At 57.4% G+C, this 15,678-nt stretch carries 13 protein-coding genes; 6 read left to right on the forward strand and 7 right to left on the reverse strand.

What is annotated here, in order from left to right; translation table 11 throughout:
• Positions 1-369: 369 nt before the first annotated feature.
• From NO357_RS07000 to NO357_RS07020, 5 genes are all read right to left on the reverse strand, one after another.
• The gene (locus NO357_RS07000; protein WP_306734920.1) at positions 370-795 is read right to left on the reverse strand and encodes a GlcG/HbpS family heme-binding protein; all 426 of its coding nucleotides are present in this window, start codon (positions 793-795) and stop codon (positions 370-372) included.
• A gap of 63 nt (positions 796-858) precedes the next feature.
• Positions 859-3,006, reverse strand: a complete 2,148-nt coding sequence (locus NO357_RS07005) for a malate synthase G (protein ID WP_306734921.1) — start codon at positions 3,004-3,006, stop codon at positions 859-861.
• A gap of 324 nt (positions 3,007-3,330) precedes the next feature.
• Entirely contained in the window at positions 3,331-3,966 is a 636-nt protein-coding gene (locus tag NO357_RS07010) for a VPLPA-CTERM sorting domain-containing protein (RefSeq protein ID WP_306734922.1), read from the reverse strand.
• A 713-nt stretch (positions 3,967-4,679) separates the two neighbouring features.
• Positions 4,680-5,450, reverse strand: coding sequence for a VPLPA-CTERM sorting domain-containing protein (locus tag NO357_RS07015; RefSeq protein WP_306734923.1), 771 nt, complete (start codon positions 5,448-5,450; stop codon positions 4,680-4,682).
• A 921-nt stretch (positions 5,451-6,371) separates the two neighbouring features.
• On the reverse strand, positions 6,372-7,496 hold the full coding sequence (locus NO357_RS07020) for a Coenzyme F420 hydrogenase/dehydrogenase, beta subunit C-terminal domain (RefSeq protein WP_306734924.1): 1,125 nt from the start codon (positions 7,494-7,496) through the stop codon (positions 6,372-6,374).
• 205 nt (positions 7,497-7,701) lie between these two features.
• On the opposite strand from NO357_RS07020, the gene NO357_RS07025 reads away from it, so the two are divergent.
• The 6 genes from NO357_RS07025 (at position 7,702) to NO357_RS07050 (ending at position 13,896) form a co-directional block, all read left to right on the forward strand.
• The gene (locus NO357_RS07025; protein WP_306734925.1) at positions 7,702-8,361 is read left to right on the forward strand and encodes a rhomboid family intramembrane serine protease; all 660 of its coding nucleotides are present in this window, start codon (positions 7,702-7,704) and stop codon (positions 8,359-8,361) included.
• Between the two features lie 106 nt (positions 8,362-8,467).
• Positions 8,468-9,184: a polysaccharide deacetylase family protein gene (locus NO357_RS07030; protein WP_306734926.1), complete on the forward strand. Its 717-nt coding sequence runs from the start codon at positions 8,468-8,470 to the stop codon at positions 9,182-9,184.
• Between the two features lie 486 nt (positions 9,185-9,670).
• Positions 9,671-10,192 (forward strand): glycosyltransferase, encoded by a 522-nt coding sequence (locus NO357_RS07035; RefSeq protein WP_306734927.1) that lies wholly within the window; start codon positions 9,671-9,673, stop codon positions 10,190-10,192.
• Positions 10,189-11,553, forward strand: a complete 1,365-nt coding sequence (locus NO357_RS07040; protein WP_306734928.1) for a nucleotide sugar dehydrogenase — start codon at positions 10,189-10,191, stop codon at positions 11,551-11,553. Before NO357_RS07035 ends, NO357_RS07040 begins: the two co-directional genes overlap by 4 nt.
• 38 nt (positions 11,554-11,591) lie before the next feature.
• Positions 11,592-12,980, forward strand: a complete 1,389-nt coding sequence (locus tag NO357_RS07045) for a hypothetical protein (RefSeq protein WP_306734929.1) — start codon at positions 11,592-11,594, stop codon at positions 12,978-12,980.
• Between the two features lie 301 nt (positions 12,981-13,281).
• Positions 13,282-13,896 carry a VPLPA-CTERM sorting domain-containing protein gene (locus tag NO357_RS07050; RefSeq protein WP_306734930.1) on the forward strand — a complete coding sequence of 205 codons (615 nt, stop codon included), beginning with the start codon at positions 13,282-13,284 and terminating at the stop codon, positions 13,894-13,896.
• Positions 13,897-13,974: 78 nt separating this feature from the next.
• Here NO357_RS07050 and NO357_RS07055 read toward each other — a convergent pair whose 3' ends face one another.
• Positions 13,975-14,871 (reverse strand): glycosyltransferase family 2 protein, encoded by an 897-nt coding sequence (locus NO357_RS07055; protein WP_306734931.1) that lies wholly within the window; start codon positions 14,869-14,871, stop codon positions 13,975-13,977.
• The gene (locus tag NO357_RS07060) at positions 14,849-15,673 is read right to left on the reverse strand and encodes a CpsD/CapB family tyrosine-protein kinase (RefSeq protein WP_306734932.1); all 825 of its coding nucleotides are present in this window, start codon (positions 15,671-15,673) and stop codon (positions 14,849-14,851) included. The genes NO357_RS07055 and NO357_RS07060 overlap by 23 nt, the downstream gene beginning before the upstream one ends.
• Between the last annotated feature and the right edge of the window lie 5 nt (positions 15,674-15,678).

Here is a 15,678-nt window from a genome sequence, read left to right on the forward strand (position 1 = left end):
ACCGATCCTCGTATGACGTGATAATGCGGAGGATTTTGGGACCTGTCAAAGAACTTCGGCTTGAGACCGGCAGGCGGCTTTCGAACCCTGCGCAGATCACAAGGCGCTGTTCTTTGGCATATTCTGGGACCAGCTCCGAGATTATCCACCTGGCGGTGAGGCGTCATGTCTGAAAGCCGTTGCCGACAGCCACGGCAGCCGCGACAAGGGCGCGATTAACAGTTCGGCCCACGACCTTTTAAACAGTGGCAATCCACATTGTGACATGGACCAGACATAACAGCCTGATGCTGGCTCAAAGATCCGGTTGCCACGGTCTGTTCATGTTCAAACGCGGACGCCGATGATCGGCATGATCCTGGTGCGAGCTCAGATTTCGCCGGTCAGCCCCGCCGCCGCGATCCCGGCCACCGCCGCGATCGCATCGTTGTCCGAGCTGTCGCCGGTCACGCCGACAGCGCCGATGACCTCGTCGGCGTCGTTGCGAACGAGCACGCCGCCAGGCACAGGAACGACCCGACCACCGAACAGCCCGTTCATGGCATCCATGAAATAGGTTTGACTCTCGGCCCGTTGCATCTGCGCGGTGCCGGCCAGGCCGAGCATGATCGATCCGTATGCCTTGCCATGCGCAATCGCGAAACGCCCGGGCGAGGCGCCGTCCTCTCGTTCGAAGGCTTTGACGTGACCGCCGCTATCCAGAACGACCACAGACAACGGCTTCAGGTCCAGCTCCCGGCCTTTTTCAAGGGCTTTTGCGATGATAGTGCGTGCTTCGGTCAATGAAATCGCCATGGTTTTCCCTTCCAGACATGTCTTCACCCCCGGCTTTCCCGACCGTGGGCAGCTCTCGCAACCTCAGCCGAGGCTTTTGCGCTTCAACTCAAGCCGTCGTTGATGGAGAATAGGCTCGGTGTAGCCTGACGGCTGCACCCGCCCCTTGAACACCAGGTCGCAGGCCGCCTGAAACGCGATCCCGTCGAAGCCGGGGGCCATCGGGCGATAGTGCGGATCGTCCGCGTTCTGCGCGTCCACGATTTCGGCCATCTTGCGCAGCGCGACCATGACCTGGTCCTGGCTGACCACCCCGTGGTGCAGCCAGTTGGCGATGTGCTGGGCGGAAATACGGCAGGTTGCACGGTCCTCCATCAGGCCGACATCGTTGACATCCGGCACTTTGGAACACCCCACGCCCTGGTCGATCCAGCGGACGACATAGCCCAGGATACCTTGCGCGTTGTTCTCGACCTCGCGGATGATCTGCTCGGACGTCCAGCGCCGGAACGTTGCGAGGGGGATGTCCAGGATTCCGTCGACATGTGCCCGGCGGCCGCCCGCTTTGAGTTTCTCCTGCACTTTGAATACGTCCACCTTGTGGTAGTGCAACGCGTGCAGGGTCGCGGCGGTTGGACTGGGCACCCAGGCGCAGCTTGCCCCGGCGCGGGGATGCTCGATTTTCTGGTCCAGCATCGCCGCCATCATGTCAGGCATCGCCCACATGCCCTTGCCGATCTGCGCCTTGCGCATCAGCCCGCATTCCAGCCCGATATCGACATTCAGGTTCTCGTAAGCGCCGATCCAGGCTTTGCGCTTGATGAAATCCTTGCGGCTGAATGGTCCGGCTTCCATCGACGTGTGGATCTCGTCGCCGGTCCGGTCGAGGAAGCCGGTATTGATGAAGGCGACACGGTGTTTGGCGGCGCGGATGCATTCCTTGAGATTGACCGAGGTGCGGCGTTCCTCGTCCATGATGCCGATTTTCACGGTGTTGCGCGGCAGGCCCAGGGCATCTTCGACCATGTCGAATGTCCTGACGGCAAAGGCGACCTCCTCCGGCCCATGCATCTTCGGTTTGACCACATAGACCGAGCCCTCGACCGAGTTGCCACCATCGCGCTGCAAGTCGTGTATGGCGATCAAGGTCGTGATCATCGCGTCCATCAGACCTTCGAAGACCTCTTCGCCATCGCGGTCCAGAATGGCGGGGTTGGTCATCAGGTGTCCGACATTGCGGACCAGCATCAGGGCCCGGCCTTTGACCGAGCTTGGGCTGCCGTCAGGCGCCGCGTAGGTCAGGTCGGGACTCAACGCGCGGGTAAACCGGTCTCCACCCTTGGACACTTCTGCGGTCAGGTCGCCGCGCATCAGGCCCAGCCAGTTGGCATAGGCCAGGACTTTGTCTTCGGCATCGACGCAGGCCACGGAATCTTCGCAATCCATGATGGCCGACACGGCGCTTTCCAGCCGAATATCCGCCAGGCCGGCCTGGTCCCGACTGCCGATGGGGTGGGTGCGGTCAAACACCAGTTCGACATGCAGCCCATGATTGACCAGAAGCACGGCGTCCGGTGCCTTGGGATGGCCACGGTAGCCGACGAATTTTTCCGGCTGCATCAGTGGCAGGTCATCAACCAGCAGCGCCCCGTCGCGCACGTGATATCGCCGCGCGTCGGCATGCGACAGGCCGGCAACGGGGAAAGCATCGTCAAGGAACACCCGCGCCCACGCCACGACCCGCGCGCCGCGCCCCTTGTCGTAGCCTCCCGCGGGAGGGGCTGAGCCCAGCGCGTCGGTCCCGTAAAGCGCGTCATAGAGGCTTCCCCAACGGGCGTTGGCGGCGTTCAACGCGTAGCGCGCATTGGTGATCGGCACGACCAGCTGCGGTCCGGGGATCAGGGCGATCTCGGGATCGACATTCGAGGTCGCGATCTCGAAATCCGGCCCTTCCGGCGCCAGGTATCCGATATCGGTCAGGAACGCCTTGTATGCGTTGTGATCATGTGGCTGCCCTCGCCGTTCGATGTGCCAGGCGTCGATCTGTTCCTGAAGCCGTTGCCGCCGGTCAAGCAGTTCGCGGTTTTCCGGTCCCAGTTCATGGATGATCTTGGAAAGGCCGGTCCAGAACGCTTCTGTTTCGACCCCGGTCCCGGGAAGCGCACGCTCATCGATGAACGCGGCCAGTTCGCTGGCGACCTGTAATCCGGACTTGTCATGTCTTTCGGTCATTTCCGAGCTCCGTTCGAATTCATATGCAACCGTATACCGTTTGGTTCCGCAATAAACAGGCCCTCTTACTGAAAACCCGAAAACTGCCGTGACGTCGTTTTCAAACGACTTCGAATGCGAAGCAGCCAGGACAAAGATTTCGTTCTTTACTGTCGAGGGATCCAGCCACGCGGTTGGCGTACCGGTAGCGCGTTGCTTGAAACGATCTCGCTAAGCCTGCAACAGTGGCACCTGCCGCGGGGTCGTCGCAATCTGGTTGTTGAAATATTAAGCGGGCGGCAGACTTGTCGTCCACCGCCCGCTCAAAAATCTCTCTGTTCGCGGTTAGGCCGCGCGGCGCTTCCGTCGTGCCACGAAACCCAGACCACCAAGCGCCCCGATCAGCATCAGGCCGGCTGCCGGAATAGGGATGGGCGCTACGTAGATCGCCAAGTGTGAAAGATCCTTATTCCAGGCGACGTCGAACGTGCCGCTGGTCGAAGTATTGTTAGGATCACCAAAGAACGACCATACGCCATATCCAGGCGTGCTTGACGCTTTCAGGACGATCAGGAAATCCTGCCCGATAGCGGACGTGATCGTCCAAGTGCCCGAGGTTCCTTGAGTCCAGGTCAGGCCGATATCCGCCCCTTCGGTCACACCAGTGCCATTATCGAATTCGTATTTGGTCAGGAACGTGTATTCGACGCCGTCCAACTCGAATGCCCCGCCGGGACCCGGATCGTTCCCATCGTAGGCGCCCCAGCAATCGTCAGCTCCACCGTTATTGCCGGTGACATCGCCAACCGAAATCGTGTTCGCGTTACCTTCCGAGCACTGAATGTTTGAGTTCAGCGACACAGTAGCCGCAATGGCGTTCGATGAAAGCGCTGTGAAGGCAACAGCAGCTATGGCTCCCAAGAGACGCGGCGTTTTCATGGTACTTCCCCCAACAAAAAAGATGGCGCGAATCGCGCCCAATTGAAACACTCCATGTTTATATTAAGGCAAAACGAAGCCTATTTCCATCAAAAATTAAGATATTGATTTTGCTAGAAAATCACCCCTAAGAAGAAAATTTCTTTATGGATTTTCAATCCCAAGCTGAAGAAATCTGCACACAATCACGACTGGAAAGCCTCGTTTGTTCGCAACTTGGAAACACTCTGATCGTCTTTGTCTGGAACGATTCGCAAGGAGCGGGGTCGTTCGGAAGTCCGTAAAGTCGGGATTTATAACCAAAATATGGCGGTTGCGGCGAAGGCTAAGGTGGAGAGGAAAACCTTTGAGCTTCAGTTTTTGCCGGTGCCGTGTGCCGCCCGTCCTTCAGCCTGCTGAAGAAAATCTCGACCCGGTCGCGGCGCTTATCGAATGTGACGGGTTTCATTCGATCATTTTGGCGCTGGATGCGTGGCCTGAAATCTTCTTTCGTGGGTTCGGGACCAGTCGGTGTTATTCCCGTAATCTCGTAGAAGCCACTCGGTATGCGGCAGATTGCTCCGGAATGCGACGGCGCCGATGTGGTCGCGGACAGGAATGAGCAGTGTTTGCGGAGCACTTTCAGGAGGAGCCTTTTCAGGAACTGCATCGCGAACTTTCAATCCAGGTCGATTAACAAACTGAAACGGCCTGCCAAGTCCGGCAGGCCGTTTCAGTTTGTTAAAGCAAGCGTGACGTCGGTTGTCAGGCTCGCATCAGCTTTCCTTGCGGCGCCGCCGAGCGGCGAAGCCAATCCCGGCCAGACCGGTCAGCAGCAGCAGGCCCGCTGCAGGCACCGGAACGGCTGCAATGCTAACAAGATTCTGATTGGTACCGCTGTTGTGCTGCCAGAACGTCAGGTCGTAATTTTGCTGAATCGTCCCGCCAAGGTTGGCCAGAAACCCGTCGGCAGCATCGTTGACTGCGTCACGCGTGCTGTTGCTCGGGCTACCCTGGAAATTGCCGCTTGTAAGACCGTAACTGTCCCCGGTCTCGTAGATAATCTCCCAAAGCGCCATCTGGAAGCCGGCGGACTGGATGCTGTTCACCCCGGAGTAGATCGCTTCAACGGTGAGCGCATTGACTTCGAAAAGGTTTTCGATTTTCGCCAGCTGTTCATTGGTCAGCACCGGCGCTTGCCAGCTGTTTCCGCTCGCGGTGGAATAAGGGTTCGGGTTGCTCCCTGCCGTAGGATCTGATTCCGTTCCGGTGAATGGCCCGTTCAACTGGGTGTATTCACCGCCGGCGAGATAATCATACAAATCAAGGCACCAGGCCAGGAAGGTTCCGCCGGTATCGTTGTTGTTCATCGTGAACACGCCGGCTGACCCGCTTCTGTTCGGCGGATCGTCGCTGTTGGTCGTGTAAACGCCAACCGCGCCGTTGTTTTGCCCGTCATAAGAAAGCGAAACGGCCTCCGCGCTTGTTGACAGAGATACAACTGCCACGGCGGCGCCGGCCAAAGATCCAAAAAGCTTACCAGTCATCACAACCTCGTTAACAGTCACGGCATCTGCAGCAGTGCCGTCCGATTACTATTGGGGGGAGAGTAGCGGCACAGTTTCCAGTCAGCAACTCAGTCGCCGACCGATTCCCTAGAAATCGCCTTGATTTTGCCGCGATTTCATTCCACGTGGCCCTGGCCTTGAGAGATTGGTGCAAATATCGAAACAGATTGCCCACTAAATGCCGCGAGTATCGCCCTTAGGGGGCAATAAGGTGGAGGCTTCAACCAGAAGTTCTGTAGATTTGTTCCTCTCCGCGAATCAACAGGGAATTTCGCCGAAAGCAACATCGTTCCTGCTTCAGTTGAGCCCCCAATCCGCGGTTTTCGTGATTCCAGATGCCAGGGAGTCTCGTGTCGAATTGTTGGGCGTGTTCCGCCAAATACTTTTTCGCGTATGAGGAATCAGCCATGTGTCGCCGAACTGAATTGTCCTTTTTGCAGCAGCGCTCGCTCAGGGAACATACTCCATCGACCTAAGTCAGATCCCGTTTCGTAGGATAGAACCATACAGAAATCGCGATCGCACTGAGGGCCAATGGCCACAAAACGCACAGAACAAAGCTAATCAGATTGAAAATCGGGCTGCTTTTCCCAAGCCGCTTCTGCTCCTGATATGTCATGCTGATGGCAAAAAGAGATACGCAGATGTAGAGTGAAATGAAAACTGACCAAAACACGTTAACCCCCCTTCGTGACGAGCCTATTCACATTACAAGAGTAACATTTCAAAGGCCCTTGTCTACTGTCAGGAGCTTTTTTCACGAGCTGCTGAACATCACCGGTATACGTCCGGTCTGATCTTTACGGGGCCGCCTGTTTGGCGCTCTTCGGCGTGATCGCCCGCTTTTCGGTCAAGGAAGGAAAAGGTCGGAACAATAAAGAACACCCACGTCGCATGAACTCAGTCCAATCGCCCGGTTAATCCACGCCGAAGCATTCCAACGAAATTCCGGAGGTTCTTTGCAAAACTGTTTCGCCGGGCGGCGGCGAAAATGTGCAGCCCGCGATACCGTGGCACCGGACGTCCGAGCAGGCGCAAACCGGCCAGCCTGGCAAGAAGTGCGCGGCGACGTCCCAGTTGACCCGGCTGGATAGACTTCAGGTCTTCAAGGTTGAAGGGAGCCAATTCTATCTGCCCGGCATCTTCGGCCTCTCGCATGATCGCCGCACCGGTTTCGGTGCGCGCCATCACAAGGCTGACGCCCTCGCTTTCCTCAAACAGTGGATAGCCTTTGTCATCGCAGTGCCAGGCATCTGCGCAGACCAGATCAGCGGCCTTTCCTGTGCCGTCCGCGCAAATCTTGCACCGCAGCTGGGCATGGTCCGAAAGGATGGTCCCCCAGCTTTCGTGATACGTCATCGATCGCTCGGTCCCGTCTTTCAGACTGGCGGTTGCGCGGCCGGGCCAGCCATTGCCGCGATAGCGGAAGGACTCGGTGCTCTGCAGATCCGTGCCGAGTGCCGTCAGGACAGCTTCGCCCCCTGCTTGCGAGGGAACACCCGCGCAGAAAAAGGAAAGCATATAAGGGATGCTTGCCCCGATTCTCGGGTCTTCGGCCGCAAGCGCGCGCAGGGCGGCAACATCGCAGGGTTTTCCAACGAACGTGAAACGCAAATCGCTGTCGAGGTGCGGCGCCAACTCGGCGAGCGGCGCCGAGGGAGCGTATCGCGAGCCTGCGGCGGCCTGTACGTCGGCCGCGGTTTTCGACAGCACCGTTACATTCGCAACCGGCACCTTGGGCGATGCCGCCGTCTGGATCACGGCATCGACTTTCCCGCTTTGCAAAAGATGGACCAGCAGTGCCGAAAGCGCTCCGCCGGAGGAGGCTGAAAACCGCAACCCGGGATCGGTGGCAAAGCCGACCTTCACGGCCTCGTAGGGTCCCCACAAAACATCGTCAGTTCGGCCGGCGGGTTCGACATCCTGTCCCAACCCCGGGCAAATTCGGGCGATGCGCGCATCCTCCAGTTCAGTGAGTGGCGCAGTCTGACGGGGACGAAGATAGCCGGGGGGCGTCATTTCCATGACAACCTTTCCTGGTGCGACCAGGGCGCAACCGCCGCAGCCGGCGCACAGATTGCCGCGCGCCACACGTCCCAGCGATGGTGCCTTGGGGGAGGTTTTCCCGGTGGTCAAAACAGTTCTCCAGCAGCTTCAGCCAGTCTCAGGCAAGAGCCAGTGCCCTCGGCTTGGCTTGCCAAATTAGCGGGCAGATCGCAAGAAGGGCTTAATGACGCCTGAAACACGATCATCGTCCTCTGTCTGTACATACCTCGGTCACCTGCGCTCGTGGACGGTCTTGCTGCTGTTGGCGGGGCTTTGCTGCGTAGTGGAACTCGTGCTGATGTCAGCTGACCTCGGGTTCATTGGGTCTACCCGATGGCGGGGGTTGGCCTATCAAAATGGCGCTTTCTGGGCGGGTCTGCTTGACGATTGGCGGCCGAACTATGTTGCCCAGCCCTGGTTGATGTTTCTCAGCTATTCCTTTTTACACGGCGGATTATCGCATCTTGCCGGCAACATGCTCATTCTGGTCTTTCTCGGTCCGGCCGTGCAGGCGCGCGTGGGGCAATGGAAGCTGCTGGCGATCTATGTTTTGTCGGCTATTGGAGGCGCGGCGGGCTTTGCACTTTTGGGAAACAACCCCCAACCCGTCGTCGGTGCCTCGGGGGCTTTGTTCGGATTGGCCGGAGCTCTGGTTTTCTGGGAATTCGCGGATCACAGGCGCGAAGGTCGGGGGCTCTGGCCTGTCGCAAGCATAGTGCTGGTTCTGATCGCGATGAATGTCATATTTTGGGTGCTGTTGGAGGGCGTATTGGCTTGGCAAACCCATCTGGCCGGGTTTGTTTCGGGTTGGCTAGCGGCTTGGATGTTGAAAAGATCGGGGTAGCGAACGACTAGGCAATTTGATTTTGTGAACAAGCTGTTTACAGGGGTTCATCTTGAGACGTTAGCGGACTTGTGCGAGAGTTTCGCGACCGATTGGAGAGTATTTCGTGATTGTCCTTTACGCCGTTGCGCTTTTTGGCTCTCTTTTAGCGGCTTGGTACCTGATTCCATTCGCTTTAAGGCGGCTATCGTCCGGCAAATTGCGCCGGTATTGTCGGGAACAAGGAATAGTCGTGCTCAGCTATGACGACGGTCCCAGTGAGCAATTGCTGCCTCAGCTTCTGGAATTGCTCTCGGAGCACAAGGTACAGGCAACTTTTTTCCTTCTTGGACGCAATGCCGAGGTGAACCGGGAGGCCGTCCGGCTCTTGCGCGAAGGCGGGCACGAAGTGGGCAGCCACACGTATGATCACAGTAACGCATGGAAAACCTGGCCTTGGCACTCCGCTGCGGATCTCGCCAAGGGGTTGAAAAGCCTGCAGAGCAACGGTGCAACAACTGAGATTTTCCGACCTCCTTACGGCAAGGCGACGCTGTTGACTTTTTTTGACTGCTACTTGCGCAAACTTCGATTGGGGTGGTGGACAATCGATAGCCAGGATGTTTGGAAGAGGCGACCGGTGAGCGATGTTCTCAACGAGTTGAAAACAGACGGAGGTGGGGTGATCTTGATGCACGACCTCGACCGCGACGAAGTTCAGGCTGATGGGATGTCCCATTCTGACTATGTACTTGGTTTGACGCGTGAAGTTATTGATTTTGCATCAAGAAGTGGTTTGAAGATGCAACGAATGGGCGACATTTATGCCAAAGCTTTGGACTAGGAAGACTGGCGAACGGCCAAAACGCGTGCTGGCTATTGCGTCAGGCGGCGGTCATTGGGTGCAATTGTGCCGTCTAATTCCTGCGTGGGACGGTTGTTCCGTTACTTATGTCACGACCCAACCCGGTTACCGGACCGGAGTAGCTGAAGTTGCGCTCGAACGCGGACAGGAAGAACCAGCGTTTTTTGTCGTTCAGGAAGCAAACCGGCATCAAAAGCTGAAGCTAGTCAAATCGATGCTGCAGATATGCTGGATCATTCTGCGAGTTTGGCCGGACGTTATCATCACCACGGGTGCGGCGCCTGGCGGTATGGCATTGTTCGTCGGATCCCGACTGCGCCGCCGGACAGTCTGGATCGACAGCATTGCCAATGCGGACGAGCTTTCAATGTCCGGACAACGGGCAGGGCGATATTCAACGCTATGGCTCACGCAGTGGGAGCACTTGGCCAAACCTGGTGGGCCGGATTGTCGCGGCGCGGTATTATGATTTTCTTGACAGTCGGCACTCATGAGCCTTTCGACCGGCTTGTACGCGCAGTAGACAATTGGTGCGCAGCGCGCCCTGATAAACCGGACGTCCTCGGCCAGATTACTGCCCGAGCAGGTTACCGGCCGCAGAATTTTCGCACCGTGGATACTCTCGATCCAAACGACTACCAACTTCATTTCCGCGAAGCGGAATTTGTCATATCCCATGCCGGCATGGGCTCGATCATCACGGCACTGATGCTGAATAAACCCGTGGTAATTCTTCCCAGGCGCGGTCATCTTGAGGAAACCCGAAATGATCATCAGTATGCCACGGTGCAGCGACTTCGCGACAAGCCGGGAGTATTCGCTGCTGAGGATGAAACCGCTCTTCCGGACTTGCTGGACAGGCTGGCAAGGGGCAAGATCGATGCGGGAAAAGTGATTTCTTCTTACGCGAGCCAAGAATTGATCGACGCGCTGCGCTCCTTTATCCATATGGACGACACTGGCAACAGAAAAGGGACAAATCAGTGAATGTGCTGAAGCAGCCTGGATTGCCGAAAAACTTGTATACCGAGCTGTTGCACATGGTGCAGACATGCCAGGCAACCGTGGGCGTGATCGGTCTTGGCTATGTTGGCTTGCCACTGGCGGTAACCGCAGCGGATCGTGGAAGGTATCCCGTGATCGGTTTCGATATTGACAGTGGGAAGGTCGCGGCGTTGGACCGTAGCGAGAGCTATATCGATGCCGTCAGCCAAGAAATGTTGGACAGTGTTGTTAGGACAGGCCGGATATCGTGGTCTGCTGATTTCAGCCGTCTGGCAGAATGCCAAGTCATCGTTATCTGCGTTCCCACACCGCTGACAAAGCATCGCGAACCGGACTTGTCATATGTTGAGGCAACAGCACGCGCCGTTGCAGAGAATATGGCCCAGGGTACGCTTGTGGTCCTGGAGTCCACCACCTTCCCCGGGACTACCGGAGAGGTTCTTACTCCGATTCTTGCCAGTGGCGGGAAGGTAGCCGGAACGGATTTCTGGGTCGCGTTCAGCCCAGAGCGCGAAGACCCCGGCAATGCAAAGTTTTCGACAAGCAGTATCCCAAAGATCGTGGGTGGCGACAGCGTCGAAGCCAACCAATTGGTAGCCGCATTTTACGAAAACGTGGTCGACAAAGTGGTGCCGGTTTCATCAACCCGGACTGCCGAGGCGGTCAAGATCACTGAGAATATCTTTCGAGCGGTCAACATCGCTTTGGTGAACGAGCTGAAGATGGTCTACGATACTATGGGTATCGATGTCTGGGAGGTGATAGACGGTGCGGCGACCAAGCCTTTTGGCTTCATGCCTTTCTATCCGGGGCCTGGTCTGGGCGGGCACTGTATTCCGATAGATCCATTCTATCTCACTTGGAAGGCGCGCGAATATGGTCATTCGACCCGCTTCATTGAACTTGCCGGCGAGATCAACGTCAATATGCCGGGATATGTCATAACGCGACTCCGAGAGGTTTTGGATAAGTCTGCCGGAAAGGCGCTCAGCAAAGCGCGGGTACTTCTGGTAGGGATCAGCTACAAGAAGAACGTTCCGGACACCCGAGAAAGCCCGTCGATCAAACTGTTGGACATGATGTTGGATGGCGGCGCCGAGGTTGATTTTCTCGATCCCCATATCGAAAGTATCCCGCGTTTGCGGGAGTTCCCTCATCTATTTGGCCGTAAGGCTGTTCAACCTTCAGAAATTGGCGAGAGGGTTTACGACGCGATATTGATCGCCACCGATCACGACCAGGTGGACTATGCCGAGCTCGCAGCGCTGAACATTCCAATAGTTGATACCCGTAACGCTTTTGCTGCGCGGGGCCTGCCAATGAATCTGGTGACAAAAGCCTGAGGGGCCGTGGAATGCGAGGGCGGGGCACGGCAAGCTGGGTGGCCGTAGCCGTTTTTCTAGTTCAGGCTATTGCCGTTTTTGGCGGTCCGCTGCAGGCGCAAGAGTCGCGGCTACCGGCATCAGTTCTTCCGGTCGTTGTGCAGGATGGTATCGCGACAGTGCAGGTAGAGAACACGGTCACGCTGTTACCGAGTGATCGGCGGCTAATTCGTATGGTCTTTCCCGACAACCACACGACGGTTCTGGGAGAGACGCAGACCGGCGCGGCGGAAGGGTCGCTGCGGCGTCTCTATGCAACAGGTCAGGCCGCCGGCAATCATGGTGATCTTTACGAGAACCGCGATCGCGGCCACTCTACCCTGCCCGAGGGCGCTTTTCCGCAACTCACCCGCGTTACTTATGGCGAGAAGCTGCGCGCGGCCCGGGTCGACTATGGCGCCGCTCTCGGGTTGATCTTCGATGCACCGTTGATCGGCAATTCCTCGATGGCGGCTACTGGCGGCAGGTTCTGGCGCTCATTGCCACGGTTGATTCTGACCCAGGAGGGCGGTCCTGCCCGTCTCTTCCAAAACTATGTGGCCGGCCAAATCCACGTCTATCCCGAGCACAAAGACCACGACCCAGAGCTTGGCGATCTTTTGCCGGCGAACACGCCCTATTATCTGGTCTCGCAAGGATCTTCCGGGTTCGACCAAATGCACCTGGAGGCGCTAGCGATGATTCTCGCGGCGTTCCGGCCAGATACCAAGGCGCGTTTGCGCGAAACCGGGCTGATCGCGCCGACCGTGCAAATGGTCTATCGACGGGCAAGGGTTTTGAGCCGGGAAGCTTACCTGAGTGGTGCAGCGCACCCTTCGGTTTTTGGTGCGGAGGAAATTGTTGCAGGCCGCATGGTGTCGCTGGCCAATGCGATTGCGCCGGACTCAGTGCCACCGATGATACGGTTGGAGGTTGTCGCGGAGGACTTGGCGGAGGATGAAAGGTACTTCGACACGCCGTCGGCTATCGCCCGGATCTGGAGGCACGAGGCGTTTCGACGTGAAATGGTCGTTTCCGCCGAAGGGACACGCGACCCGAACGGGCGGGAGCTGATGTTTTCCTGGGTGCTTTTACGCGGTGATCCGGAAAATACACTTATCGAGCCGCTGGACGAAAAAGGCCGGCGGGCGCGGATCGAGGTGAGCTGGCAACAGCCCCGCGCAACGCCTGGGCGCAATGATGTCCTCTCTTCTCGAGTCGATATCGGTGTTTTCGCCCATAACGGGGTTTTCGATAGCGCTCCAGCGTTCATCTCTATCTTGCTGCCGCGGCATGAACAGCGCGTGTATGAACTGGGGCAGGACGGTGATTGGCGATTGGTACGATCTGATAAGGTGCCGCGCGATGAGGTCTATGTCGACCCTTTGCTCTTTCCCGATGAACCATAATTCGAGCAGCGCTGAACTGAATGCTGCAGGTTTTCGGTTCGGGAGGAAGCGCGATTCAGAAAAAGTCATTACCGAATCCGGTTTGTTGCGGCTATGGAAACAGTCTGTTCGGCAAACCGCGCATGTGGGCAGGTTTTGCAGCTTCAGCGAGAACTTCGGCGGACCAAATGTGTCAAAAATATGGAAACTTGAAGAAAAACATTGAGCGACTCACTTCGTACATGTAGGTTTACTCGGAGAGTTGAACCATTCTATGTGACTGGTTTGTGTTCAAAGAAGCTTACAAGGTTTGGGGGCGAAAATGATTGACCTGAAGAATTTTCTGAAATCGGCGGTGGCTGGGGCCGTTCTGGCGGTGGCGCCTGTTGCAGCCAGTGCTGTGACTGTGGGCAACCTCACATACACGTCTGAACCTTCCGCTCCGCTGGAGCTGGACGCCATGGAAGAGAATGGAGTCGCATTTGCGCATCCGCACGCCGTGAATAGTATCTCGATGGGGGATGTCTTCGACGGCGAACTGCAGGCGGTCAATTCCACGAATGGTGGCGCGATCGCATTTTACTTCTACGCTGAAGAGGATTTGACGGCGCTGAATTTCAGCACGACCAACCCGCTGGACCCGTTTGTCGGTCTTCGTATATCCTGGTGCTCGGACAACTCGACCTCGTCTCCGCTTTCGTGCCTTGGCGAACTCGCCTATACGACCGAGCCGGTCGATGGCGCTCTCTCGGTTAGTGTTAAAGCTGGTGACTATTTCTCGCTGGTCGCGACGTGGGACAGCATCAATAGTGCTGTGCCCGGCCAGGCGAACATGGACTTCCTCATCGCGGCAGTGCCGCTGCCGGCCGGTGGCCTGCTGCTGCTGACCGCGCTTGGCGGTCTTGGGATCGCACGCCGCCGTCGCAAGGCAGCCTGATCGCTCAGTCACGATCTGTACGTAATTCCGGAAAGAGGCCGCTTTGCGGCCTCTTTTCTTTTGCGACAGCCAGATTGTTTAGATTGCTCTGCCTAGCGCTTGGCGCAGCATCCAAACCATCCGCAGGGTGCGTAGATGAACCAAGGTCAGCGCACCGCGTAGCCGTTCGCCAAAGCTATCGAGCTTGGGGCTGGCCAGGATCTTCGGCAGATGAACCAACGCGCTTGCTGGCATAGCCAGCGCTTTCAGGCCCCAGCGAATCCGCGCCATCGGCGCAGGATGGGTGGTTAGCGCCAGGGCAAAGCTCTCCTGCATCAGCCGGCGCCATTTGCTCCGGAGGGCCGGCCAGTCGGCGCGTGACGGGTGGCTCGCCACCAGGTCATCCGCGTATTCCAGCCGGTAGCCTTTCGCCACAGCGCGGCGGGTCCAATCGGTGTCTTCCGACACGACTGTGCGGAAAGGTCCAACATCGTCGAAAACGGCACGAGACGTGACCAGGTTACCTGCTCCGGAAATGCCCTGAACCTCGATGTATCTTTTAAAGTTGAAGGCAAATACCTTTTCGAAAGCCTGCGCACCGCTGCGTGGCGGCGGGGTTTCGTCGAAGACATCGACACGGCCGCCGATCAGGTCTGCGCGCTTGGCCACACGACGCGCGGTCGCGAGCCAATCGTGGCCCGGCACGCAATCCGCATCGATGAAGGCCAGAAACGGAGCTCGGCTGGCGGCGACGCCACGGTTGCGGGCAGGTCCGGCGCCTTTTTCAAGCTCGTTCAAAAACCGTACCTTGGGAAATAGATCGTGCAGTCGGTCAGGTGGGTCCGGTGAGTTATTGTCAATCACCAGAACCTCGGCCCCAGCGATGTCGTTCTGCATCAATGCGGTGAGGCATCGCTCAAGCCGCTCGACATCGTTGTAATGCGGAATGATGACGGCGATGTCGGGTGCGGGCTCAGTAATAACTGTTGTATTCATGCCCATGCGCCCCGTCGGTGTAGCGGCACTTGTTCAGGACGATGCCCATGACATTGGTCAGATCGGCGACCTGGCGCTCGGCGACGTCGATCTGGGACATGGTGGTCTTTTCTGCCGCGACCAGCAGCAGCGCGGCATCGACGTTATGCAGAAACCCGAAATTGTCGTCACTGGCCATCAGCGGTGGCATGTCAAAAAGCATCAGGTCGGGCTGATAATCGTTCTGGATCTCGTCGAGGATAGCCTGTGTTTTTTGGCTCTGCAGAATTTCCGAAGCGGTTTGGGTTGATTCGAGGTTGAATCCAAATGCCACATTTTTTCCATAACGAAGAGCATGGTCGGCGAAAGACACGCGGCCCTCCAGCACGTCAGCCATCCCATATGTGGGCTTTTGCCGGAAGAGTTCAGTCAGACCACGCCGGCGCAGGTCGAAGTCGAAGACCAATGTCCGGATACTGGTTTGCCGGGCCAGGCTGAAGGCGAGGTTGGCGACAGTTGTGGTCTTGCCGCAGGAGCTGTGCGGTGACACAAACGCAATGCGACGCCAGCCGTGTGTTTTTGCCTGACGCAGCATTCGCGTACGCAACAAATCGAACGGTGCGGAAATCGCCCCGCTTTGTGGTGTGACGATCCGGTTGCGGTGCAAGGTGCCGCTCTTGAATTGAATCGTGGGCAGCGCGTCCCACGCTTCCTCCACCGATGTGGGGACAGGCGAGATATCTTCTGAGGGCTTCTGCCGTTCTTTGACTTCGCCGTCTCGCTGTGCACGGGCCTTTTCGATCGCTCTCTGAAGTTTTTCCATATCGC

This window comes from Marimonas arenosa, from assembly GCF_030848945.1.
GTDB lineage: Bacteria > Pseudomonadota > Alphaproteobacteria > Rhodobacterales > Rhodobacteraceae > Marimonas > Marimonas arenosa.

Coding starts and splice junctions, on each gene's coding strand:
- NO357_RS07000 (WP_306734920.1), bottom strand. CDS start 795: ATGGCGATTTCATTGACCGAAGCACGCACTATCATCGCAAAAGCCCTT.
- NO357_RS07005 (WP_306734921.1), bottom strand. CDS start 3,006: ATGACCGAAAGACATGACAAGTCCGGATTACAGGTCGCCAGCGAACTG.
- NO357_RS07015 (WP_306734923.1), bottom strand. CDS start 5,450: ATGACTGGTAAGCTTTTTGGATCTTTGGCCGGCGCCGCCGTGGCAGTT.
- NO357_RS07020 (WP_306734924.1), bottom strand. CDS start 7,496: ATGGAAATGACGCCCCCCGGCTATCTTCGTCCCCGTCAGACTGCGCCA.
- NO357_RS07025 (WP_306734925.1), top strand. CDS start 7,702: ATGACGCCTGAAACACGATCATCGTCCTCTGTCTGTACATACCTCGGT.
- NO357_RS07035 (WP_306734927.1), top strand. CDS start 9,671: ATGATTTTCTTGACAGTCGGCACTCATGAGCCTTTCGACCGGCTTGTA.
- NO357_RS07050 (WP_306734930.1), top strand. CDS start 13,282: ATGATTGACCTGAAGAATTTTCTGAAATCGGCGGTGGCTGGGGCCGTT.
- NO357_RS07055 (WP_306734931.1), bottom strand. CDS start 14,871: ATGAATACAACAGTTATTACTGAGCCCGCACCCGACATCGCCGTCATC.
- NO357_RS07060 (WP_306734932.1), bottom strand. CDS start 15,673: ATGGAAAAACTTCAGAGAGCGATCGAAAAGGCCCGTGCACAGCGAGAC.